At 68.7% G+C, this 22,252-nt stretch carries 17 protein-coding genes and 5 pseudogenes; 11 read left to right on the top strand and 11 right to left on the bottom strand.

Going from position 1 to position 22,252, the window contains the following annotated elements; genetic code table 11:
- Positions 1-225: 225 nt before the first annotated feature.
- The 5 genes and pseudogenes from AB0L95_RS38345 to AB0L95_RS38325 all read right to left on the bottom strand — a co-directional run.
- Entirely contained in the window at positions 226-429 is a 204-nt protein-coding gene (locus tag AB0L95_RS38345) for a cold-shock protein (protein ID WP_365170699.1), read from the bottom strand.
- 408 nt (positions 430-837) lie between these two features.
- On the bottom strand, positions 838-1,638 hold the full coding sequence (locus AB0L95_RS38340) for a hemolysin III family protein (protein WP_365170729.1): 801 nt from the start codon (positions 1,636-1,638) through the stop codon (positions 838-840).
- Between the two features lie 60 nt (positions 1,639-1,698).
- Positions 1,699-2,031 carry a MerR family transcriptional regulator gene (locus tag AB0L95_RS38335; RefSeq protein WP_365170697.1) on the bottom strand — a complete coding sequence of 111 codons (333 nt, stop codon included), beginning with the start codon at positions 2,029-2,031 and terminating at the stop codon, positions 1,699-1,701.
- A gap of 684 nt (positions 2,032-2,715) precedes the next feature.
- Positions 2,716-3,947: pseudogene (locus tag AB0L95_RS38330) on the bottom strand (IS701 family transposase).
- 478 nt (positions 3,948-4,425) lie between these two features.
- Positions 4,426-4,605: pseudogene (locus tag AB0L95_RS38325) on the bottom strand (transposase); the annotation flags it as partial.
- 73 nt (positions 4,606-4,678) lie between these two features.
- On the opposite strand from AB0L95_RS38325, the pseudogene AB0L95_RS38320 reads away from it, so the two are divergent.
- Both AB0L95_RS38320 and AB0L95_RS38315 read left to right on the top strand, forming a co-directional pair.
- Positions 4,679-4,903, top strand: a pseudogene (locus tag AB0L95_RS38320) (transposase); the annotation flags it as partial.
- A 53-nt stretch (positions 4,904-4,956) separates the two neighbouring features.
- Positions 4,957-5,148: pseudogene (locus tag AB0L95_RS38315) on the top strand (transposase); the annotation flags it as partial.
- Between the two features lie 51 nt (positions 5,149-5,199).
- On the opposite strand, the gene AB0L95_RS38310 reads toward AB0L95_RS38315, so the two are convergent.
- Positions 5,200-6,018 (bottom strand): helix-turn-helix domain-containing protein, encoded by an 819-nt coding sequence (locus AB0L95_RS38310; protein ID WP_365170695.1) that lies wholly within the window; start codon positions 6,016-6,018, stop codon positions 5,200-5,202.
- Between the two features lie 331 nt (positions 6,019-6,349).
- Between AB0L95_RS38310 and AB0L95_RS38305 the strand changes: the two genes are divergently transcribed.
- The 4 genes from AB0L95_RS38305 (at position 6,350) to AB0L95_RS38290 (ending at position 9,670) form a co-directional block, all read left to right on the top strand.
- The gene (locus AB0L95_RS38305; protein ID WP_365170693.1) at positions 6,350-8,281 is read left to right on the top strand and encodes a putative Ig domain-containing protein; all 1,932 of its coding nucleotides are present in this window, start codon (positions 6,350-6,352) and stop codon (positions 8,279-8,281) included.
- 108 nt (positions 8,282-8,389) lie between these two features.
- Positions 8,390-8,830, top strand: a complete 441-nt coding sequence (locus AB0L95_RS38300; protein ID WP_365170691.1) for a hypothetical protein — start codon at positions 8,390-8,392, stop codon at positions 8,828-8,830.
- A 252-nt stretch (positions 8,831-9,082) separates the two neighbouring features.
- Positions 9,083-9,442, top strand: coding sequence for a transposase (locus AB0L95_RS38295; protein WP_365170727.1), 360 nt, complete (start codon positions 9,083-9,085; stop codon positions 9,440-9,442).
- 72 nt (positions 9,443-9,514) lie between these two features.
- Positions 9,515-9,670, top strand: coding sequence for a hypothetical protein (locus AB0L95_RS38290; protein ID WP_365170689.1), 156 nt, complete (start codon positions 9,515-9,517; stop codon positions 9,668-9,670).
- Between the two features lie 35 nt (positions 9,671-9,705).
- Here the strand turns inward: AB0L95_RS38290 and AB0L95_RS38285 are convergent, their stop codons facing one another.
- The 3 genes from AB0L95_RS38285 to AB0L95_RS38275 are packed head-to-tail and all read right to left on the bottom strand — an operon-like array spanning position 9,706 to position 11,977.
- On the bottom strand, positions 9,706-10,278 hold the full coding sequence (locus tag AB0L95_RS38285) for a hypothetical protein (protein WP_365170687.1): 573 nt from the start codon (positions 10,276-10,278) through the stop codon (positions 9,706-9,708).
- Positions 10,275-11,855 carry a recombinase family protein gene (locus AB0L95_RS38280; RefSeq protein ID WP_365170685.1) on the bottom strand — a complete coding sequence of 527 codons (1,581 nt, stop codon included), beginning with the start codon at positions 11,853-11,855 and terminating at the stop codon, positions 10,275-10,277. The genes AB0L95_RS38285 and AB0L95_RS38280 overlap by 4 nt, the downstream gene beginning before the upstream one ends.
- Positions 11,852-11,977, bottom strand: a complete 126-nt coding sequence (locus AB0L95_RS38275) for a hypothetical protein (protein WP_365170683.1) — start codon at positions 11,975-11,977, stop codon at positions 11,852-11,854. The genes AB0L95_RS38280 and AB0L95_RS38275 overlap by 4 nt, the downstream gene beginning before the upstream one ends.
- A gap of 186 nt (positions 11,978-12,163) precedes the next feature.
- Between AB0L95_RS38275 and AB0L95_RS38270 the strand changes: the two genes are divergently transcribed.
- Positions 12,164-12,418, top strand: a complete 255-nt coding sequence (locus AB0L95_RS38270; RefSeq protein ID WP_365170681.1) for a hypothetical protein — start codon at positions 12,164-12,166, stop codon at positions 12,416-12,418.
- A gap of 183 nt (positions 12,419-12,601) precedes the next feature.
- Here AB0L95_RS38270 and AB0L95_RS38265 read toward each other — a convergent pair whose 3' ends face one another.
- Complete coding sequence (locus AB0L95_RS38265) at positions 12,602-12,988, bottom strand: hypothetical protein (protein ID WP_365170679.1); 387 nt, start codon at positions 12,986-12,988, stop codon at positions 12,602-12,604.
- A gap of 148 nt (positions 12,989-13,136) precedes the next feature.
- Positions 13,137-14,526 (bottom strand): annotated as a pseudogene (locus tag AB0L95_RS38260) (IS1380 family transposase).
- 117 nt (positions 14,527-14,643) lie between these two features.
- Between AB0L95_RS38260 and AB0L95_RS38255 the strand changes: the two are divergent.
- From AB0L95_RS38255 to AB0L95_RS38240, 4 genes are all read left to right on the top strand, one after another.
- Entirely contained in the window at positions 14,644-15,288 is a 645-nt protein-coding gene (locus AB0L95_RS38255) for a nucleotidyl transferase AbiEii/AbiGii toxin family protein (protein WP_365170725.1), read from the top strand.
- Between the two features lie 326 nt (positions 15,289-15,614).
- Positions 15,615-17,855, top strand: coding sequence for a plasmid pRiA4b ORF-3 family protein (locus AB0L95_RS38250; RefSeq protein WP_365170677.1), 2,241 nt, complete (start codon positions 15,615-15,617; stop codon positions 17,853-17,855).
- Between the two features lie 118 nt (positions 17,856-17,973).
- On the top strand, positions 17,974-20,793 hold the full coding sequence (locus AB0L95_RS38245) for a DEAD/DEAH box helicase (protein WP_365170723.1): 2,820 nt from the start codon (positions 17,974-17,976) through the stop codon (positions 20,791-20,793).
- Positions 20,790-22,034: an SWIM zinc finger family protein gene (locus AB0L95_RS38240; protein WP_365170675.1), complete on the top strand. Its 1,245-nt coding sequence runs from the start codon at positions 20,790-20,792 to the stop codon at positions 22,032-22,034. Before AB0L95_RS38245 ends, AB0L95_RS38240 begins: the two co-directional genes overlap by 4 nt.
- The last annotated feature ends 218 nt before the right edge of the window (positions 22,035-22,252 follow it).

Here is a 22,252-nt window from a genome sequence, read left to right as displayed (position 1 = left end):
AGAATACCAAAGCGAATCTGACCTGCGGAAACTCCGGCTTCGGGCGCAGGCAATAAAATCGGTGACGTCGCGGGGCGGGAAAATGAGGACGACTGGGTAGCTCTGAAGGGGCGCGCAGCGGCGGGCGGGGCTTGTGCCACATGTGAAAGCACCGCAGGAAATGCCCGCAGTTGGTGCCCGCATCCCGGAGGATGCGGGCACCAGCTGCAAAATGCGCGTCCAGCGTCAGGCGGGAACGATGTTCTCGGCCGTCGGGCCCTTCTGGCCCTGCACGATGTCGAAGGTGACCTTCTGGCCTTCGAGCAGCTCACGGAAGCCCTGGGCGGCGATGTTCGAGAAGTGGGCGAACACGTCAGCGCCGCCACCGTCCTGCTCGATGAAGCCGAAACCCTTTGCCGCGTTGAACCACTTCACGGTGCCAGACGCCATGTCACTTCTCCTTTGGGGCAGTACATCAGCATCCGCACTGCACGGACACCGTGTCGCCGCGATGATGCCCCGCCCGGAAATTACCGGGAAAAAACGCTTCCGGTGACCGAAAATACCGACGGAGGCGCTTGAAGTTTTGGGAACCGCCTGCAACTGAGGTCGACAGTAGCACGCCGTATCGGCCTGCGTACGCTTAGATAACCTCACTCTGTTCATTGCGGAAAAACTCTCCTCACGCCGGGCGTAAAACCCTCACCTCGCGGTCATAGATACTGGCCTACCGGGACCGCAGAGTTAAGGAAGATGGTTTTTGTTCACCACTCGAAGCTGCCACTCGAAGGATCATGCCTGCCCCCAACCTCGGGTGGCTGAGCACGTGAGGAGGGGGCTGGGCCTGCGTCGAAGCAGTCATGTGACTGCCAGGACGATGGCCGTGTAGTGCGCGGTGAAGGCGGCGATGGTGAGGGCGTGGAAGACCTCGTGAAAGCCGAACCAGGCCGGTGAAGGGTCAGGGCGCTTGAGTCCGTACACGACCGCGCCCGCGGTGCAGAGCAGACCACCGGCAATGACGAGTACGACCACTGCGGTGCCGCCGGTGCGCGCGAAGTCGGGCACGTAGAAGACGGCCAGCCAGCCCAGGACGATGTAGCACGGGGTGTACAGCCACCGGGGAGCCCCGATCCACAGCATGCGGAAGGCGATGCCGGCCAAGGCGCCTGCCCACACCACGGCCAGCAGCACCAGCTGCTGACCCGCGGGCAGCAGCATTACAGCCAACGGGGTGTACGTGCCGGCGATGGTCAGGAAGATGTTCGCGTGGTCCAGCCGCCGCAAGACCACCTCCCGGTACGGACCCCACGTTCCGCGGTGGTAGACCGCGCTGGTACCGAACAGCAGGCAGGCCGACAGCGCGTACACCGAGCAGGCCGCCACTGCCGCAGCCGAGCGCGAAGCAGCGATCAGGACGATGCCGCCGACCAGCGCGAGGGGGAACACGCCGACGTGCAGCCAGCCGCGCATCCTCGGCTTCAGCGCAGCCGCCGCGCGCTCCACCCCGCCTTCCAGGGCGGCGCTCTGCCCGGCAGTCAGCCGGCCGGATGTGCCAACAGGCGCATCAACCGCGGGAGGCCGTGGGGCGTCGGGCGTGGTGCCGGAGCGGGGCTGGGGCTTCCGCCCGTGTGCCAGCGGCTGAGCATCTTCGGCGATCAGGCGTCCATATTCTGAAATCAGCGGAAGAATACGGCCCAGCGCGCCGCCCCGGACTGCGGGTCAGATGTTGGTCGCGTTCCGGGATGCCGCGCGGCGGTGTTCGGCGTTGATGCGCTGGGCTTCTTCGAGTTGGTCTTCGAGGATGACGATGCGGCAGGCGGCCTCGATGGGGGTGCCCTGGTCGACGATTTCCCGGGCGCGGGCGGCGATCCGGAGCTGGTAGCGGGAGTAGCGGCGGTGGCCGCCCTCGGAGCGCAGGGGGGTGATCAGGCGGTGTTCGCCCAGGGCGCGGAGGAAGCCGGGGGTGGTGCCGAGCAACTCGGCGGCCCGGCCCATGGTGTAGGCGGGGTAGTCGTCGTCATTGAGACGGCCGAACGAATCGTCTGCTGTCATTGCACCTCTCTGTGGAACGCGCTGAGGGGCCCTGGTGCCGTATGGCACCAGGGCCCCGAAGGAACTGTTACACCATCTGCCGGCCCTAGTACTGCGCCGGCTTTCTGTTTCCGCCGACCCGACCTGGGAGCTGTCGGGTGTACGGGGATCGCGGTTGCTTGACCGGAGACCACCTCACTATCGATGTCCTGCGGTACCCGGGCTCGAGAATTCCGCCCGGGCGATCCTGATGGCGCTCGGCTCCTCCGTTCTTCCCTCTTGATGAACTACTTACCAACGGGGACTGCGTACTGCTGGTACTACTGGTGATGCGAACTGCTGGTGACCTGAGTAAGCGCCACTCTTCGGCAGCCAGCCCCGTCGCCCGTCCTGCGTCTGCTCTGGCTTAGAACCCCACTGCCGAACTTCCCGGTACGCGCGTCCGCAGCCGACGCCTTCACCGAGGTACCGCTCACTGACTTCACTGCTGGTACTGCGAACTGCACTACTGAACTGCCACTGCGTTACTGCTCATGGCGGCCCCTGATCACTGCGGGCCACCCGGTCCGGCCGTCAGTCCCGTCGCCGTCCTGCGACATCCCTGGCTTCGGAACTCGACCACCGCACCGTCCTGCGCACTGCACCTGCGTGTACTGCGGTACTGCTGCCCGGCAGTTCGTCTCTGCCAGGCCCCGTTGATCTCGGCTACGAGAGAAACCATAACCACATCACCGCCCCATGTCTACTTCGGCCGACATAGATTTCCGCGCGTTCGACGATGAGGTAATCGACCTCGAACAGCGACAGGGGGCAGGCGCAAAGCGGTGATCTGCGGGTTAACCGCCGCAGGCCGGGGCACAAGCGTCGGGGGCGGGGCAGGACTGTGATCCGCAGGAGTCGGATGAGTTCGCGGCCGCTGGGCGGGACGAGCTCGCTGCTCGTGGTGGCCGTGGTGGTGCGGGCGCGGGCGACGGCCAGGACGGCGGCGGCGAGCATGCTGATCAAGGTCCAGCGCATCCAGGAGTTCCAGCAGGTGGTCTGGCCCTGGTCGAGGCCGCAGACGCCCTTGGCCATCTGGAAGTCCTCCTCGACGCGCCACCTGCGGCACACCACATCCACAAGATTGGCCAGAGTGACCGGGGCGGCGGAATGGCAGCGGTAGAAGGAGAGTTCACGGGTGTAGCGGTGATGGCGCACCAGGACGGCGGCGTGCCCGGGCCGGTGTCCGTCGGGGGTGTCGTCGGGGCGGATGGCCCCGTCGTAGTGGCGGTCGCCCTTCAGGCCGTGGCCGGTGCGCAGGCGCATCCAGCTCTTCTTCGGGACCCGGGCCGCGAGGTCGGTGACGGTCAGGCGGCCGACGGCGGTGTCCACACGGTGATCGGTGCGGACGGCCAGGGCGTAGTCGAAGGTGAGTGCGCGGGCGGCCTGCCGCAGCTCACGGCCGCCGTAGACCTCGTCGCCGGCCAGCCACCGTGCCTGTATGCCCAGGTCGCGGGCACGCTGCAGCATTACGGCGGCCTGCTGGGGCTTGGTGGCGAACTCGATGTCCTCCGGGACGTGGGTGAGCAGGCGCCGTTCCTCGTCGGCGGCCCACTCCCTGCCGAGGTAGAGGGCCCGGTCGATCGGGGCGTGCCCGTGCGGCTCGCGTAGGTGAGGTGGACCGCGACCTGGCACAGGCCGAGGCCGCCGAGCGCACCGGAGTACTGGTGAGCCGCACCGACGCAGTCCGTGGAGGACTTCTCGTCACCGGTCTCATCCACGATCAACACCGCGTCCGGGTCGGCGAGTTCACCCGCCCTCCAGGCCGCGATCCGGTCCCGGGCCAGATCGTGATCGACCGAAGCGCGGGACAGGAAGTGCTGCAGCCGATGCGGACCGCCGTGCCCGAGGGCCTCGGCAAGGGTCCAGCAGTTGCGAGTGTCCAGCTCCATCAGCATCGCCTCGCACATCTCCCGTGCCAGGGCTCGGGGTTCACGGCGCCCGAAACAGTCCGCGATCGCTTCGGTCACCGCCCCCAGCGCCGTCATCCATACCTGCTCGGCTATCGTGGCCTCCACGGCCACCTGCTCCTGATACGTCGTCACAAACGTTCATGATCACGGTGGCCGTACCCATGCTCGCAGGCACCCCACCACCGCACTGACCAGCATCGACGACCTACCGATCAAGAACTACAGCTGCCGTGTCAGTGGTGTTCCGCAGGGCGGCATTGCCTCCCCGGTCCTGTCCAACATCTACCTGCACAAGCTGGACAGCTTCATCGAGAACGTACTCGTCCCGGAATACACCCGAGGTGCCCGACGGGCATCGAACCCGAAGTTGGGCAAAAAACACACTGGCCGCCTTGAGGATTTCGTTGGCGCGCCTCAACTCGGCATTTTCTTTGCGGAGTTGTTTCAGCTCCTCCAGTTCGGAGCTGGTCAGGCGGTCGTCACGCTCGCCGGCGTCGGCCCCGGCCTGGCGGACCCAGGACCGCAGGGCCTCCTTGTGGATGCCGAGGTCGCGGGCTACGTGCGCGATCGGGCGGCCGCTCGAGCGGACCTCGCGGACGGCACGCTCACGGAGCTCATCGGGGTACTTACGGGGTGCTGGCACTGCTGGTGGTTCTCCTTACGCCTGGATCGTAACCCAGGCTTCAGGGACTCCACGAAAGCAGGAGCAGCTCAATCTGGACGACCGGAAGGTCCTGTCAGGGATCCTGTTCGTGCGGTACACCGGCCTTCCGTGGGAGTTCCTGCACCAGGAGCTGGGCTTCGGCTCGGGCATGACGTGCCGGCGGCGTCTGAGGGACTGGAACGACGCGGGTGTGTGGCAGCGCCTGCATGAACAGCTGCTGGCCGAGCTGCATGCTGCCGACGCGCTGGACTGGTCCAGGGCGGTGATCGACGGCTCCACGTGGGGGCCATGAAGGGCGGACCAAAACTTCAACGCGACCCGGCCGTCAAAGGGTTCAAGGTGATCCCCCGACGCTGGGTTGTCGAGCGGACCTTCGGCCGGCTGATGCACCACCACCGCCGGCTCGCCCGCGACTACGAAACCCACCCCCACCGCTCCGAAGCCGTGATCCACGTTGCGATGATCGACCTCATAAGCCGCCGCCTCACCCGCGAATCCACCCTCAAGTGGCGCGACACGTAAACCCGGAACCAAACACGACCAGCAGGACAAAACGCTCTTCAACAAAGGACACTAGACTCCTCGGGCGGTGTTCGTCGGAACGGCGCGGTCCCAGACGCTCTGGAAAGCCAGTTGCAAGCAGTTGGCGAGCGCTGGGTGTTCGATGTAGAGCGCGGTGGTGGCGCCGGTGCCGGCAACCGGGTCCGGCATGTCACAGAGCACGAGCGAAGCGTCGGCAATGATCAGCTTAAGCGGCAGCTCGGCGATGAACCGCGCCTCCTCCCCGGCTTCGCTGAAACGCCGTACGTGCTCCAGTACTTCGGCGTCGTGGAGCGCGTCATGGGTGTAGATGGCCCGGGCCCGGCCACCTGCCCTGCGCAGTCGGCGCACCGTCGCGATCCCCTCGGTGTTGGCGACCGGGGCAAGGAAGGGCCGTTGGGAGAAACTCAGCAGTTCATATCCGGCCTGTTCCTGGATGTCGGCGAATCGTTCGGCGATGGCCTTGGGATCCCGCAGCACCTCGATGTAGTCGAGCGGGTCGGTCTTGGTGCGCCCGTCGGACCAGACGGGCAGCAGAGCAGTGACTAGTGCCGAAGACACTTGCTCGAGCCGTTCGAGGGATTCGCGTTGCAGCGCCATGAGCCGGGCGGTGGCAAGCTCGGGTGCGACCGCGGAGAACGTGGCCACCCGGCCCGGGCGGGCGGTGGCGAGCCGACGCCGCACCAGGGCGTCCAATACGTCGTAGACGCGCTGACGGGGCACGTCCGCCTCACGCGCCACCTCGGCGGCGGTGTACGACTCGCGCCTGACCAGCGCGAGGTAGACCCGTGCCTCGTAGCGTGCCAGGCCCAGTGCTGTGAGGTCACTGACTGATCCGTCGTCCACGTCCATGGCATCACACGCTATAGCCGATCCGCTCCGTCCTCCCGGCCGGAGAACGGTCGACAGCAACTCTGTCTGGATTTACTGCGGTTGGGGCTCTGCCGTATTGCTTAACGAGGCAAAGGCTTTGCCATTGACTGATAGTCAGTCGCGGTGGGCGCTCAGTAGCATCGCGGGGGCCACCACTGCCCGGGGTGGCAGCCCACACCGAAGAACGTGCGCCACTTGAAGCCCCCGGCAGCAGTTGACCCGTGTCCTGTCAAAGCAGGCCGCTTTGTCATGGTCTTGACACAAGGGGCTCCTCGCCGTAGGGCACCAACTCCCCAGGAAAGGCAGTCTCTTGCGATCACAGAACACGGGCCACACGAGACCCAACCCGCTCCGGCGGTTCACCCGCCGCGGAGCCGCCGCGCTGGCGTCGGCCGCAGCCCTGATAGCTGGCGGCATGCTGGCCGTCGCCCCCCAGGCGGTGGCCGCGCCGGCCGCGTCACAGACTTCGAGCGGCTCCGTCGCCAACCCCTACAGCCCCGCGTACCAGCACCCGTACCGGCACGGCGCACTGCCGACGCTCCAGCAGCATGCCAAGATGAAGGCCTGGGCGGCCTCCCAGAAGTCTGCGAGCGTCGCGACCGGGCCGGAGACGCTGTCCTATGGCGGCGGCGTCGACGGTATCGGTGTCCAGAGCGGCCACTCGAAGGTCTACCTGGTCTTCTACGGCACCCAGTGGGGTACGCAGAGCACCAACGGCAGCGGGGACCTGACCTTCTCCGGCGACTCGGCGGGCGCCGCGCCCGTTGCTCAGGAGATGTTCAAGGACATCGGCACCGGTAACGAACGCTGGTCGGCTGACCTGACCCAGTGGTGCGACGGTCCGAACGTGACGACCGGCGCGACCAGTTGCCCGGCGAACGCCAACTTCGTCCCCTACCAGAGCGGTGGCGTGCTGGCTGGCACCTGGTACGACAACTCGGGAGCGTCACCCAGCGCCGCCACCGGGCACCAGCTCGGCGCCGAGGCTGTGAAGGCGGCCAGTCACTTCGGCAACACCACGGCTGCGTCGAACCGCGACGCGTACTACGTGATCCTGTCGCCCCACGGCACCAACCCGGATAACTACCAGGGTCAGTACTGCGCGTGGCACGACTGGAACGGTGACACCACGCTGACGGGCGGTGCGGTCACATCGACCGTCGGCGATGTCGCCTTCAGCAACCAGCCGTACAACATGGACTCGGGCTCGGGCTGCGGTGTCGGGTTCGTCAACTCCCCCGGCACCCTCGACGGTTGGACCATGACGCTCGGCCACGAGTGGCACGAGATGATGTCGGACCAGAACCCGGCCGGCGGCTGGACCAACCACACCGGCAGCTCGTTCAACGGCCAGGAGAACTCCGACGAATGCGCCTGGATCGCTCCGGGCCAGACGGGCGGAGCGGCCAACGTCACGATGGGCACCGGCACCTTCGCCGAGCAGGCCAGCTGGTCCAACGACACCAACGCGTGCGCCATTTCGCACGCGATCGTCGGCGGCACCACGGGCAACACGGTCACCGTGAACAACCCCGGCAACCAGAGCGGCACCGTGGGCACCGCCGTGTCCCTGCAGATGACGGGCTCCGACTCCGACTCGACCCAGACCCTCACTTACACGGCGACCGGGCTGCCGGCGGGGCTCAGCATCTCCTCCAGCGGAAAGATCACCGGCACCCCGACCACGGCCGGCACCTCCTCCGTCACGGTCACCGCCAAGGACAGCACGAACGCCTCCGGCAGCACCTCGTTCACCTGGACCATCAGCACCACCGGCGGCGGCTGCTCCAGCCCGGGCCAGAAGCTCGGCAACCCCGGCTTCGAGACCGGCACCGCCGCGCCCTGGACGGCCAGCACCGGCGTGATCGACAACTCCGCCGGTGAGCCCGCCCACTCGGGCAGCTGGAAGGCCTGGATGGACGGTTACGGCAGCGCCCACACCGACACCCTGTCCCAGTCGGTGACCATCCCGTCCGGATGCAGCGCCACCTTCTCCTTCTACCTGCACGTCGACACCGCCGAGACCACCACGACCACCGCCTACGACACGCTGACCGTCCAGGCCGGCTCCACCACCCTGGCCACCTACTCCAATCTGAACGCGGCGAGTGGCTATGTACTCAAGTCCTTCAACCTGTCCAGCTACGCCGGTCAGACGGTGACCCTGAAGTTCACCGGCACCGAGGACTCCAGCCTCCAGACCAGCTTCGTGGTCGACGACACCGCCCTCAACGCCTCCTGACCCCACCAGGGCTCCCTGGGCACAGCACGACACGTTCCGCCCCGGCAGGGAACCACTGCCGGGGCGGAACCGTCTCATCGGCACAAACTGCCTGGAAAGGTCCCGTTCATGGCGCTCCCGCGCACCCACTCTGCACTCCGCTTCGCCGCCTGCCTGGCTCTCGCCGCTACCTCGGCCTGCGGCGCCAACGCGGCGCAGCCTGTCACGCCGACCACGCCAACGCCCACACACCTCCGGCTGGACGAGCGCGCGAACCACACCACCGTCTCCGCCACGGTGGGCACCTCTGTGGTGATCACACTGCACAGCACATACTGGTCCGACCTCACCAGCAGAACACCGGATGTCCTGGCCGCCACCGACACCTCGCGGGTCACACCAGCCCACACCTGTGCCCCGGGCGCCGGCTGCGGCACTGTCGAACTCGCCCTGCGCGCCGTCAGGCCCGGCTCAGCAGACGTCACAGCCCGCCGCACCAGTTGCGGCGAAGCTCGGCGGTGCGTCGGCGATGAGGGCCGATACAGCGTGACCGTGAAGATCCGTGGATAAACAATGTGGTTCAGGAGCATCTAGTACTCCAGCCGGACTTCTGTATTTCTGCTGGTCAACGGCCTGACGCTGGGGAGTGTCGCGGGGGTTCGGCATGGGCGGGACGGTCTTGGGCCGGCCGTCCCACCAACGTGTGTCAGCGCCGCATGCAAGGACAGCGCGACGAGCAGTCGCGACACCGGCTTCGTGAAGAAGGGCACCACCTCCGCGGGGGTGCAGCGCCAGTACTCTGGCACGGCCGGATGACAGAAAATTGCCAGATCGGAGTCTTCGCCGCCTACGCCACCGCCCGCGGCCACGCCCTGGTCAACCGCGAGCTCTACCTGCCCAAGTCGTGGACGACAACCGGGAACGCTGCCAAGCGGCCCGTATCCCCGACGAGCACACCTCGCCACCAAAGGCGACCTCGCCCGCGACATGATCCTTCGCGTCCTTGCCTCCCCGCTTCCCATCGCCTGGGTCACCGCGGATTCCGCCTACGGACAGGACTCGCATTTGCGACGCTTTCTGGAAGACGCCGAGCTCTCCCACGACGTTGCCGTTCCCAGGTCGCAGCAGGTCCACGGCCCGCGCATCGGCCATCTCATCACCCAGGCCCGGCCCGAGGCGTGACAGCGTCAGTCGGCGGGGCCAGGGGCCAAGGGTGAACGGTTTTACGACTGGGCCGCAGCCCGTCTGCCCTCCGTGGCCGAGTTCGACGGCGCCGAGCCGACCCGGCAGCAGTGGATGCTGGCCCGCCGCAGCATCGGCAAGCCCGACGAGATCGCCTACTACCTCGCCTGCGGCCCGCTGGAGGCCACCGTCGCCGACCTGGTCCGAATCGCCGGATGCCGCTGGTAGATCGAGGTGCGTCAACCCCAATGCACGCATGAGCGTCAATCGGTGGCTTGAGACTGCTCTGGGGGCTGTTGCCAGTACCGGCGGGTGTACCAGCCGGCCGGACGGGCACGGCGTTCGCGTAGTTCGGCCAGCTCGTCGTGGTCGGCGTGGAGGATCCAGCGGTGGGGCGGGGTGGATTGGCGTCGGCCCTGGACCCAGCCCTTGGCGGCCCAGTCGCGCAGCGTGATGGGGGGCATGTCGAGTTCGGTGGCGAGCTGATCGAGCGACCACTCGTCGGGGCCGGGAGCCTCGCCGGGTGGGAAGGCGGGGCGGCGTCGCCGCTGGGGCGGGTAGCCCAGCTGGTCGAGGAGCTGGTCGACACAGCGGGTGCTGATCTTGTCGCGGCCCTTGGCCGGGCGGAACCCCTCGGCGGCCAGACGCTCGACGATGGCCTTGGCGCGGTGTCCCTGCTCGGCCAATTCACGGATTCGGTCCAGGAGCTGCGGGTAGTAGCTAAGTTGCTCCAAGCGGGCCACGGCGCGGATCGCGGTGCCCGTGGTGGTATGGCCTCCGGCCCAGGTGATGGTGCAGGTCACCTGTTCGCTGTCGCCGACGATGGCGATCGTCACCGTCTCCACGACCGCGCGCGGATGATCTCCTTGCGGTCGGTGTTTGTGGTGGTCTCCGCGTGCCACAGCGCCCGGATATCGGCGGCGCGGGCGGTGACCGCGGCGCGTTCGGCGGGGGTGAGGATGGGCGGCCGGGCAGCGGTGAAGCGCGCGTAGTCCTTACGCAGTTGCTGCTGGGCGGCGAGTGCCTGTTCCCAATCGTGCTCGAGTTGGCGCACGACCAGGCGGTTCTCAGGTTCGGCCAGGCAGTAGCAGCGGCGGGCGCGGTCGACGTCGATGCCTGCGCGCTCGATTCGCTGGCGCCAGATGCGGTCCACGCGGGCGCGGTCGGCTTCGATCTGTTCGGCCGCGTGCAAGGAGACTTCGACGGCGGCCGGCTCCAGTGCGGCCAGAACCTGCTCGGTGACGTAGGCGTCGATGCCACTGCCGGCCATCGCCTGGCACAGCCTGCCGCTGTAGTCGACCAGCTCGCGAGCGCAGGCGTAGTCGGCTTGGCGGTGCCCCTCGCGGACGTGGTAGCGCACGGTCATCCGCTTGCCGCAGCGGCCGCAGTGAACCAGCCCCGACAGCAGCGCGCTGCCACGCCGGGCGGCACCGGTTGTGTCGGCCCTGCTCGCGTTGGCGGCGAGGCGGGCCAGGTTGTCCCGCCAGGTCTGCTCGCTGATATAGGCCGGCAGCGCGCCGGGAATCATCACGGTCCACTGGTCCGGGTCGACGACGACCTTGCCGGTGGCCGGGCGGCCCGCGACCTTGCGCCTCGGGTCGACCCGGCGCCGACCGTAGGCGTAGATGCCCGCGTAGATCGGACTGTGCAGCATCCACTGCAAGGTAGCCCGATTCGGGCGCCGCCAGACCAATTCGCCCTTGTCCGGCCCGGAACGGGCCCGCAATGGCAGATCGATCCCGTTCACTACCAGGTAGCGCAGGACCCCGTTGAGCGTGCCCAGCTCGGCGAACTTGGCGAACACCAGCCGCACCGCGGCCCGGACCTGCTCGTCCGGGTCCAGCACCGGCTCGCCGGAGGGGCGGCGCACCATCGGCAGGGCGAAGCCCAGCTCGCCACGGCGGGCCTTGTTGACCTTCCCGGCGTGCATGCGCTGTTTGATCAGGTGGAGTTCGACCGCTGACATCGTCCCCTTCAGCCCCAGCAGCATCCGGTCGTTCACGTCACCCGGGTCGTACACGCCATCGGTGTCGGCCAGCAGGGCACCCGCGAGCGCGCATAGCTCCAGCAGTTGGTAGAAGTCCTTCTCCGAGCGTGCCAGACGAGACATCTCGATGCCCAGCACCAGCCCGACATGTCCCAAGGAGACCTCGGACACCAGGCGCTGGAAGCCGGGACGGGCCAGCGCACTGGTCCCGGAGCGGCCCAAGTCGTCGTCGATGACCAGCACCCGGCACGCCTGCCAGCCCAAAGCCACGGCCCGGTCCACCAGCGCGTACTGCAATCTGGTCGACTCCCCGTGATCGCGAACCTGCTGGCGGGTGGACTGCCTCACGTAAACGATCGCGAGCGCGTCGCGATGCCGCTCGGTCACCTTCCCATCCACCCGCTCCCACGGCATCAGGGCCGTCATTCCGCCGCCCCCTCACCGCTCGAGCCGGGCGCGTCCCCGGCCACCAGGTCGACGGGGCCGGTCCGGCCGGCCAGCTCCGCCAGCCAGCGGACCGCCACCTGCCGGTTCACCTCCGGCAGCACCGCCCACACCTGCTCGCCCGCCCCCGACAGGGCCCGGCTCTGGGGCAGGCGCCCCCTCCGTTGTCCACGACGACGCCTCCGAACGATCGCCCTCGCGGGCCCGCAGCCGGTCGACCACCGTGACCAGCCGCAACAGCCCCTCACGTGCGATTATTGGCACATCTCCAGACTGATACACCTTCATGTGTGCATTCTGGCCAGCACATTGAAGTCCTGTTCAAGCTGGTCAAGGTCGACCTGCGCACCAGCGGCGGTGTCCTGCGCTCGGGCAGGCCCGAGGGCGTACGCCAGGAGTTGTGGGCCCTGCTCTGCGTCTATCAGGCCCTGCGCACCCTGATCACAAGAGCCGCCGTGATCGCCGGAGTCGACCCGGCCCGCATCAGCTTCCCGCCCGTCCTGGACGCCGTCAAAAGCTCTGTGCGGACGGCCCTTTCCCCCTGAGCTCCTCGCGAAGGCCCTGCGCTTCTTCATGGCCGACCTCCCCGACATGCTCATCCGTGACCGCCCCGCACCCCGAACCACGAAACGCCCCCACTTGAGCTACCGAACCCGCAGCTCAACCGACCCCGGCACCCGCCGAGTCACCCGCACCATCGTGCTCCACCAACTGACACCCGATACGGCTTAACTCATGGCCATTGGGGCGGGGTGTAGTACGTGCCGGAGCGTACGCAGCTCGCGGTCGTATTCCTGGAGGAAATCCTCGTAGAGACGAACGTGGGCGTCGGGCGTCCGTGCTCGGATCGCCTCCCAGTCGACAGCATCGATGACCTGCACGAGCGTGTCGATTCGGCGGGCGAACTCGGCGTCCACCGTCTCCGTCAGCAACTGCAGGGATTGACCCATGACCGTGTTCTCGGCCTTCAACTCACGTGCAACGTCAACGAAGTTGCGGTCGGCGAGCGGTACGTTCTCGATACGGGCCAGCAGCAGGGCGAAGGCGATCGTCTGGGTGTAACGGTCGGCGAAGAGGTGGTCGGGGTCTTGCCCATCGGTTGAGCCCGAATCCACCGGCTTGATTCGGTGTGATCGTTTCGGGGTCGTGCAGGCCGGGTCGGGGCTGAGTTGAGGATTCGGGCGTGGGGTGGCCGCTGGTCTGCCCAGCCTTTCCACTTTTTCGCAGGTCTCGGGCCCTTTCGGGCAGGTCGGTCAGGGAGTGTCAGAGGGCTGGTGGCGCGTGCGCGATGCCGAAGAGCTGGTTGAAGTTGGTGCTCCAGGGCCAGCGTTCGGGCAGGTGCAGGGTGAGGCGGCGGGCCGAGCGGGCCAGGCGGGCTGGCACGTTGATCAGGTGGTCCCGGATGGTGGCGGTGGTTGCTCTGGCATGGAACGCGCCGGCCAGTGTGCCGGCGGCGCGAGTCAGGTTGTGCGCCAGGGCTGCCAGGGCGAGCCACGCGGCATTGGCCTGGAAATGCCCGGAGGGCGCGTGGGCGAAGGCGCTGTTCTTGACATCCGCGATCACCTGCTCGACGACAGCGTGCCGTCGGTGATCACGCTCGGCATCGTTCAAGGAGAGTGGGGAGTCGGTGAACGCGGCGTGGTAGCGCCAGGTGTCAAACAGCGTGCCCTGTCCGGCGGGGACGGCGTCAGCGCTCAGGCGTTTGACGCGGCGCACGATCAGACGGGCGGTGACCTGCTGCTTCTTCGGCTTGGAAGTGAAGGCGGTGTAGCCGGTCTCGGCTATCTCGGCGTCGGAGATCCAGCACCGGCTCTCCTCCTCCCAGACCGCCTCGGGGTACTTGATCGGCGTCCAGGCGTCCTCATCGATGCGGGCGACGGCCGCCTTGACGGAAGCGTTCATCCGCACGGTGATGGGAGAACCGCGCGCCCAGGGCCCGGCAGGAGTTGACGACATCGGCGCTGTAGAACGCCGAGTCCGCGCGCATCACCAGCAGGCCACTCGCGCCGCAGGCGCGAGCGGTACGGATGGTCTCGGCGACGAACGCCGCCGCCCCGCGCGCGGAGTTCGATGGTCCCTTGCGCAGCCTCGTGGCGGCGATCACCGGGGCGGCCAGGGGTGTGGAGACGATGCCGAGCAGCGCGTTCAGGCCCTTGACCTTGCTGTATCCGTAACCGGCACCCTGCTTGGCATAGCCGTAGGTGCGGCGGATGGTGTCATCGATGTCCACGTAGGCGACCTGGTCCGCGCCGGGCAGCAGCGAGGCATGACGGGCCAGTTCGGGAAGGAACCGGCGGGCCACAGCGTGCAGTTGCTTCACATGCCCGTGCGTGAAGGAACGCAGAAACGACCCCAGCGTGGACGGGGCACGTACTCCGGAGAACAGGCGGCCCATCGCGCCGTGACCTAGCCGGTGCACGTCATCGATGCTGTCGGCGCCCGCGAGCATGCCGCCCACCAGCGACATCACCTTCGCCGCGGGGAACGCACCGGTACCGTCCTTCGAGGCCGGCAGACGGACGTACTCCCCGACCAGCGCGGGCAGACCCCACCGCTCCGCCAATCGCACCACCGGCTCGAGGCCGCCGCACGCGATCAGGTTCGGGTCGTCGAACGCGGACGAGACAGCCGCCGCGGCATGGGAAGATTGCATCTCGGAAGTGCCTTGCTGATCGTGTGCCTGATGTGGTCCTAGAGAAACCCCATCATCGCAGGTCACAAGGCACTTCTTCGTTCCCCGAGAAACCGTCCACAGGCATCAAGCCGGTGGATCCGGGCTGAGGGGAAGAGCAGTTCCCCGTATCCACTGGTTCTCACCGGCGGATACGCCGTGCGGGCACACCACCTCGTAGACCGCCCCAGCCAGGACCTCGATGTCGCCACCGAGAACCCGGCGCCCATGGCCGACATCGCGGCCACGCTCCGTGCCGGCCTGGAAGCCCGCGGCTGGAAAGTGCACACGCTGGAGACCGCCCCGCTGTCCGCTCGCTTCACCGTGACTGACCCAGTCACCGGGCAGGACTGCGAAGTCGACATCCTCAAGGAGATCTTCTGGCGGCCGGTCGCCCAGAGCCCCTACGGGCCCGTCCTCGCGGAGGAGGACGTGATCGGGACCAAGGTCCGTGCCCTCGCCGACCGCGGAGCGCCCCGTGATCTGATCGACGTGTTCGCAGCCTCCCGCCGCTGGACCAACGCCGAGTTCGCGGAATTCGGCCGCCGTCACGCCCGCGGCCGCTTCGAGCGCGAGGACCTGCAGTCGAGCCTCACGGGCGCCGAGTGGACCGACGACGAAGCCTTCGCCGCCTACGGCCTGGACGATGCCACCATCACCGCTCTCCGTGCTTGGGCCGTGGAGTGGGCCAACGACCTCGCGGCCCGCATCCTCGAAGAAGCTGATGATCCGGACATCGACTGATCGAATCCGGAGGAGTCCGCATCTACAAGCTGCCGACGAGACCAACCAGCCCCAAGAGCACCACTCACGCGGCTCAAGCACCCAGACGGGCTATGAAACCCGGCAACGCGCTGCGTCTGCACATGTCGCGCACCGTGACAACTGTGGCTGGTAGGGCGCTTGCGCTGCCCGCAGAAGATTGTGAGGACACAGGATACCGACTGCGGGCGGCATCGAGACCGTGTATGTCCAGAAGGACGGTGGCCGCCACAACCGGGTTTGAACTGGGCACACCGACAGCGCCATGATGGGGCCGTTCGAGTAGCCCCGGTGCGGTGGAGCAAACGATGCGGCCAGGCGGGAAGACGGCCCCGTCCGATCTCCAGCTGAAGATTGTGCTGGACGGCACGAGACCGCCCCTGTGGCGGCGTCTTGTGGTGCCGTCCGACACCTCGCTCGGCACGCTGCACGAGGCCATCCAGGTCGCTTTCGGCTGGGATAGCGATCATCTGCACCTTTTCAGCGACGAGTTCGGTCGGGGGTACGGCGATGCGGCCCGACTCACCGACATCGATCTCGGCTTCGGCCGCGGGGTCGGCGACGAGGACGCCACCGCGCTCGGCGACGTACTGGCCGAGGATGGGGCACGGCTGCGCTATGTCTACGACTTCGGCGATGGCTGGGAGCACCGGATCACGCTGGAGAAGACGCTGCCGCGCCCGGTCGGCGCGCAGCGGACGGTGCGCTGCGTCGGCGGGCGTCGCGCCGGTGTTCCGGCCGAGGACATCGGCGGCGTGTGGGCGCTGGCCGAGGTGCTGGAGCTCCTCGACGCCCCGGACGGGGCCGCGGACGGCCCCTACCATGAACTTGTCGACGAGCTGCGGGCCGCCGGTTATGATCCGGCGGCCTTCGACCGGGACGGGATCACCGCGCGGCTGGCCCAGTTGACGCCGGACACGGTGTCCGGAAAAGCGAAGCCGTCGCCCGGTGATCGGGCCGGGCACGGCGGTGCCCGTCGTCTGACCGCCGAAGATCTGACGTTGTGTACCTGGGGGCAGTGCCGGGTCGGCGATCCGGTCGATGCCGGAGTCGACGGACCAGCCGAGGATGTGCCTGTGCTGCGCCCTGTGACCCTGGCTCCGCAGGAAGACCTTGTCGCTGCCGTGCACGGTGTTCCGCTCTTCGACGCGGCGCTGCGGCTCGCCGCCTGGTGCCACGAGGGACGGCAGGTCACCGCCGACCGGGTGCTGCGGCCCGCGCTCGCCCGTGAGGCCGTCGAGGAGCTCCAGCTGTGGAAGCTGGCCGACGATGACTCTCCGTATGTCGATGCCGTCGCGCGGGCTCGTACGTTGAAATCGCTGCGCAGCGCCAAGGACGTGGCCTTTCTCGACGATTCGTGGTGGCTCGCCGTGGACGGCGGGATGATCACGATCACCGGGGGCCGCGCGTGGGGTGGCGCCGCAACCGACTTCACCGGTGAGGAACTTCTGGAGTTCTGGGCAGCCACGATCGGCGATCTGCTGGAGGAGATCGGTGAGACGGGAGTGCTGGACGGGTGGCACGGTGAGCTGGGCGAGCTGACGGCTGAGATCGCCGACGGACTGGTCGGCCTGCTGTACGACGCCCCGGACGACGCCTGGGTGGATGTCGACGACCTGCGTGCCAAGACCCGTGAGGTGGGCGAGAACGGGCCGGAGTTCGATCTCTTCCAGGCGCTGTTCGCGGTGTCCTTCCGGGAACTGGGGGAAGGGCTTGCCCTGTTGGGTGCGGTGGAGTACGAGCCTGGTGACGGCGACGATTCGGCTGAGGAGGCTCTGCGCATGCTCCTGAACGCCATGGGCGGGCAGGAGCATGGTCGTTCAGGAACCTCGTCGGCGGCGTCGAACCGGTCGCGGGACGACAGGCGCGGGGGCCGCATGCGGCTCACCCCGCTCGGCCGCTACGGGCTGCGCGCCTACCTGATGGAGTGCGGTGTACCTGCGCCGCTGCTAGGTGAGTTGGCCGAAGCGGACGCCGACGCTCTGCTCCAAGGGCTCCTGGGCTACTCCTCCGAGGAAATGCGCCGGGAGGTCGAAGGGTGGCTGGAACACCGCTCGGCAGCGGATGCCGCGGTAGGGCTGCTCGACGCATGCGCGGGAGACGGCCCCGAGTCAGCAGCGAAACGCGCCGTCGCCCAACTGGTGCTGGCCGACTTCGACGATCCCCGAGCACTGCGCGTACTGCGCAAGGCAGCAGCCTCCGACGTCGAGGGGTGCCGCCAGGTGGCCACCACGACCCTGGGTGCACGCCTTGGGGCAGAAGCACGTGTGGACCCGGCGCGGGCGGATGAGGCCGGGCTGTGGCTGCTCATCGACGGACTGTCGATCCTCGCCGGCGCTCAGGAGAGCGAGGAGCTGACCCGGGGCTTCCTGGAGAACTGGAACACGGCGCCGGAGGCGCTCGAACAGCAGGTGGACGAGCTGTGGCGAGTGGAACACCCAGCCACCGCCCAAGTGCTCGCCGAACTGGGTGAGGGCCTGCGCGGCGTCGACAAGCGGCTGGCCAAACGCATGCGTACCGCGGCGAACAAGGCCCACTCCCGCTGGTGACAGCAGGGTCGGAACCAGCTGGTGAACGAAAGCGCGGCGAAGACCGCCTGGACGACAGTGAGGCGAAAGAGTGGCACGAGTCCTCGTACGGGAGCAGGGCGCGAAAAGCGTGTCGCCATTGGCCGTACCGGAGTCGGCTGCCTGGGCACGGAGTCTGCTCAACGACGGCTGGGCGGCGGTGTTCCTGCCCGGCGAGCCTGCCCGCCTCGGCCGGCTACTGCTGTGGCAGCCCGACGGGGCAGCCGCCGCCGACGGCATCGCGCCTGCGGGCGTCGAGACCGAGGCGGTGGAGCTGGTGCTGCCGCGCGGCCGCTCGGTCAGACGGCGCAAGGCTGAGGGTTACGCGCTGCCCGTCGCCCTCGCCGTTGCCGCCCTGGCCGGGGCACAGCCGCCGCACCCGTCCGCCGCCGCCTGGCAGGCCGCCGCCCGCTTCGCGCTGCGGCTGCTCGCCGACGGCCGCCTCCACCCGGCCCTCACCCCAGCCGGCTACGACACCTGGCAGGCGGGCCCCTTCACCGCCGCCCAGCGGCAGACGCTGGGTGTCCTCGCCGACGCCTTTCCGCCCCACGCCCACTGCCTGCCGGAACCGGGTCCGGCCCCGCTGCGGATCGCGGAACCAGCCGCGCTGGTACACCGGTTCTGCGACGCGGTGGCCGACGAACTGGTCCGCACCCCCGCCGCTCCGCTCGCCATGGGAACCCTGCCGTACGCCTGGCGCGAGACGCGTGGCGTGCCCGACCTGCGCGAGTGGGCCGAGGAGACCGCCGCCGCGTTCACCGCCGACGTCAGGGTCTCGCTGCGGGTTGACGTACCTGAGGGGCGGCGTCGGCAGTTCCGGGCCGTCCTGCAGTTGCACACCGCGGCGGATCCGGCGTTCGTCGTGGAGGCCGCACGGCTGTGGAGCGAGCCAGCCGAGACCGAGCGCCTCCTCGGCCCCCGCGCAGAGACCGAGACGCTGCTCGCACTGCGCCGCGGCGCCCACGTGTGGCCACCGCTGGACCGGCTGCTGAAGGATGCGGCTCCGGACCAGCTGAGGCTGACCGACGACGAGGCGTTCGACCTGCTGGGCGACGCCACCGACGCTCTGCGCGCTGCCGGTATCGACGTGCACTGGCCGCGCGAGCTCGTCAAGGCTCTCACCGCGACCGCGGAGATCGGGCAACGCACCGCGCCTGGCTCCAGCGCGGGCGGCATGCTCGACGCCGACACCCTCCTCGACTTCCGCTGGCAGCTCTCGGTCGGCGGCGACCCGCTCACCGAGGCCGAGATGGACGCCCTCGCCGAGGCGCGCCGCCCCCTCGTCCGGCTGCGTGACCAGTGGGTGGTCGCCGACCCTAAGCTGGTGGCCCGCGCCAGGCGCCGCCGGATGGAACCGCTCACTCCCATGGAGGCACTGGGCGCCGCGCTCACCGGCGAGGTGGAGCGGGACGGGGAGACTTTTCACTGTGCGGCGGTGGGGGCGCTCGGCGACCTCGTCGCCCGTATCCGCGACCCCGAATCCCGCACCCCTGCCGCCCAGCCTGCCGCACTGAAGGCCACGCTGCGCGACTACCAGAAGCGGGGCCTGGCCTGGCTGGCCGAGATGTGCGAGCTTGGTCTCGGCGGTTGTCTCGCCGACGACATGGGCCTGGGCAAGACCATCACCCTGCTCGCTCTGCACCTGCAGCGCCAGACCGACCCCGCCACCGCGGGCCCCACGCTTGTCGTCTGCCCCGCGTCACTGCTCGGCAACTGGCAACGCGAGGCGACCCGGTTCGCGCCGTCCACCCCCGTGCGCCGTTACCACGGCGGCGACCGCCACCTCGATGACCTGGCCAGGGACGAGATTGTCCTGGTCACCTACGGAGTGCTGCGCCGTGACCGGGACGCCCTCGCCGAGAACGCTTGGTCGCTGATCGCCGCCGACGAGGCCCAGCACGTCAAGAACCCCTACGCCGTCACCGCCCGCGAGCTGCGCGCCCTGCCCGCCCGTGCCCGCGTCGCCCTCACCGGCACCCCCGTGGAGAACAACCTCTCCGAACTGTGGGCGCTCCTCGACTGGACCACCCCCGGACTCCTCGGCCCGCTCACCGCCTTCCGCGACCGCCACGCCCGCGCGATCGAGTCGGGCGAAGACCCACAGGTCGCCGAACGGCTGTCCCGACTCGTCCGCCCGTTCCTACTGCGCCGCAGGAAGTCCGACCCGGGCATCGCGCCCGAACTGCCCGCCAAGACCGAAACCGACCGTGTCGTACCACTGACCGCCGAGCAGGCAAGTCTGTACGAGGCGGTGGTCCGCGAGACCATGGCGAAGATCGCCGAAGCCGAGGGCATCGCCCGCCGCGGCCTGATCCTGAAGCTCCTCACCGCACTGAAGCAGATCTGCAACCACCCAGCCCAGTACCTGCGCCAATCCACACCGCTGCACGGCCGATCCGGCAAACTGGCGCTGCTCGACGAACTGATCGACACCATCACCGCCGAAGGCGAGTCGGCGCTGGTCTTCACCCAGTACAAGCAGATGGCGACCCTCTTGGAGAAGCACCTCGCGGAACGAGGCGTCCCCACCCTCTTCCTGCACGGCGGCACCCCCGTCACCGTGCGCGAGGAGATGGTGGATCGCTTCCAGCGCGGCGAGGTGCCGGTGTTCCTGCTCTCCCTCAAGGCCGCGGGCACCGGCCTCAACCTCACCCGCGCCACCCACGTCGTGCACTACGACCGCTGGTGGAACCCGGCCGTCGAGGACCAGGCCACCGACCGCGCCTACCGCATCGGCCAGGACAAGCCCGTCCAGGTCCACAAACTTCTCGCGGAGGGGACCGTGGAGGACAAGGTGGTGAAGCTCCTCGAATCCAAGCGCGCGCTCGCCGACGCCGTGGTCGGCTCCGGTGAGGCCGCTCTGACCGAACTGTCCGATGCCGATCTCGCCGAACTCGTCGCCCTGGGGAGGCAGTCATGAGCCCCTCACTCCCCGGCCCGCGCCGCGCGCCCACCCGCGGCAGGCGTGCCTTCGCCGCGACCTGGTGGGGCCAGGCATGGCTGACGGCCCTGGAGGACTCCACCCTGGATTCGGGGCGCCTGTCCCGCGGACGCACCTACGCCCGCCAGGGCATGGTCGGCCCGGTCACCATCGCCCCCGGCCTGGTCAAAGCCGCCGTCCAGGGCAGCAGGCCCCGCCCCTACCGCTCCGCCGTCCACCTGCCCGTCCTCACCCACGCCCAATGGGACACCCTCCTCGACACCATCGCGGCCCGGGCCGGCCATCTCGCCGCCCTCCTCTGCGGCGAGATGCCCGCCGAACTCGTGGACGACGCCCGCCACGCCGGTGTCCCCCTGCTCCCGCAGCCCACCGAACTGGACCCCGAATGCTCCTGCCCCGACTGGGGCTACCCCTGCAAACACGCCGCCGCGCTCTGCTACGCCGTCGCCTCCACCATCGACACCGACCCCTTCGTAGTGTTCGCCCTGCGCGGCCGCGGCCGGGAGGAGGTCCTCGCCCAGCTACGCACACGCCGTACGGCCGCCCAGGCGACCTCTGCCCCACCGGCCCCAGCCGGCCTCCCGGCCGCCGGCGCCTACGCCGCCTGGGCCGCCCTGGCCGAACGCACTCCGCCCCTTCCCGAAATCCCCGACCCGGCCCCCCACACCGCCGCACTGCCCGCCGCCCCGCCACTCGGCACCGGTCTGTCGGCAACGGACCTCGAACGTCTCATGGCGGACACCGCCGCACGCGCCGCACGGCTGCTCACGGGCGACACCACCAGCCTGCACCTGTCCCAGTACGAGGACGCGGCACGGATCGCCGCGAGCAACTGCGGCCCCGAGTGGTTCCACCACCTCATCCAGAACACCGGTGCCAAACCGACCGCGTTCGCCCGCCTCACCCGCGCCTGGCGGTATGGCGGCCCAACCGGCATCACCGTCGCCGAACACGCCCACACGCCCGCCCCGACGGCGATGACAGCCGCCAGCACCGCCCTGACCGAGGCCCTCACCGAAATGACCACCACCCCGGTCGCCTTCAGGGCCTGGCGCAACCGCCTCACCCTCACCGACCACCGCATCCAGCTGCGCCTGGGCCCCGACACCCGCTGGTACCCCTACCTCCAGCATGACGACGGCGACTGGTGGCCAGCAGCGCCGGCCGACCCCGACCCCGTCACGGCGCTCACCTCCGTCTGGCAACAGACCCAGAGGTGAAACGTACGACAGACCCGTGAACCGCCTCTTCAGCCCACAAGTTCACATCTCCCAACTTCAGTCGCCGGTAGGGGCGTGTACGGAACTTTGTGTAAGTCCTCGGCTTTCACTTGGTGTTGAGCCGGTCCTCGAAGAAGAGTGAGAACTGGTTCAGCGCCTTCTTCCAGTGTGCCGCGACGTGGTTGACATCGCGTGCCCTGGGGGTGATCTGCTCGCGG

It is taken from the genome of Streptomyces sp. NPDC052036 (assembly GCF_040680495.1).
GTDB lineage: Bacteria > Actinomycetota > Actinomycetes > Streptomycetales > Streptomycetaceae > Streptomyces.
The sequence above is the reverse complement of the archived record's forward strand: the minus strand, read 5'-3'. Positions and strand labels throughout refer to the sequence as shown.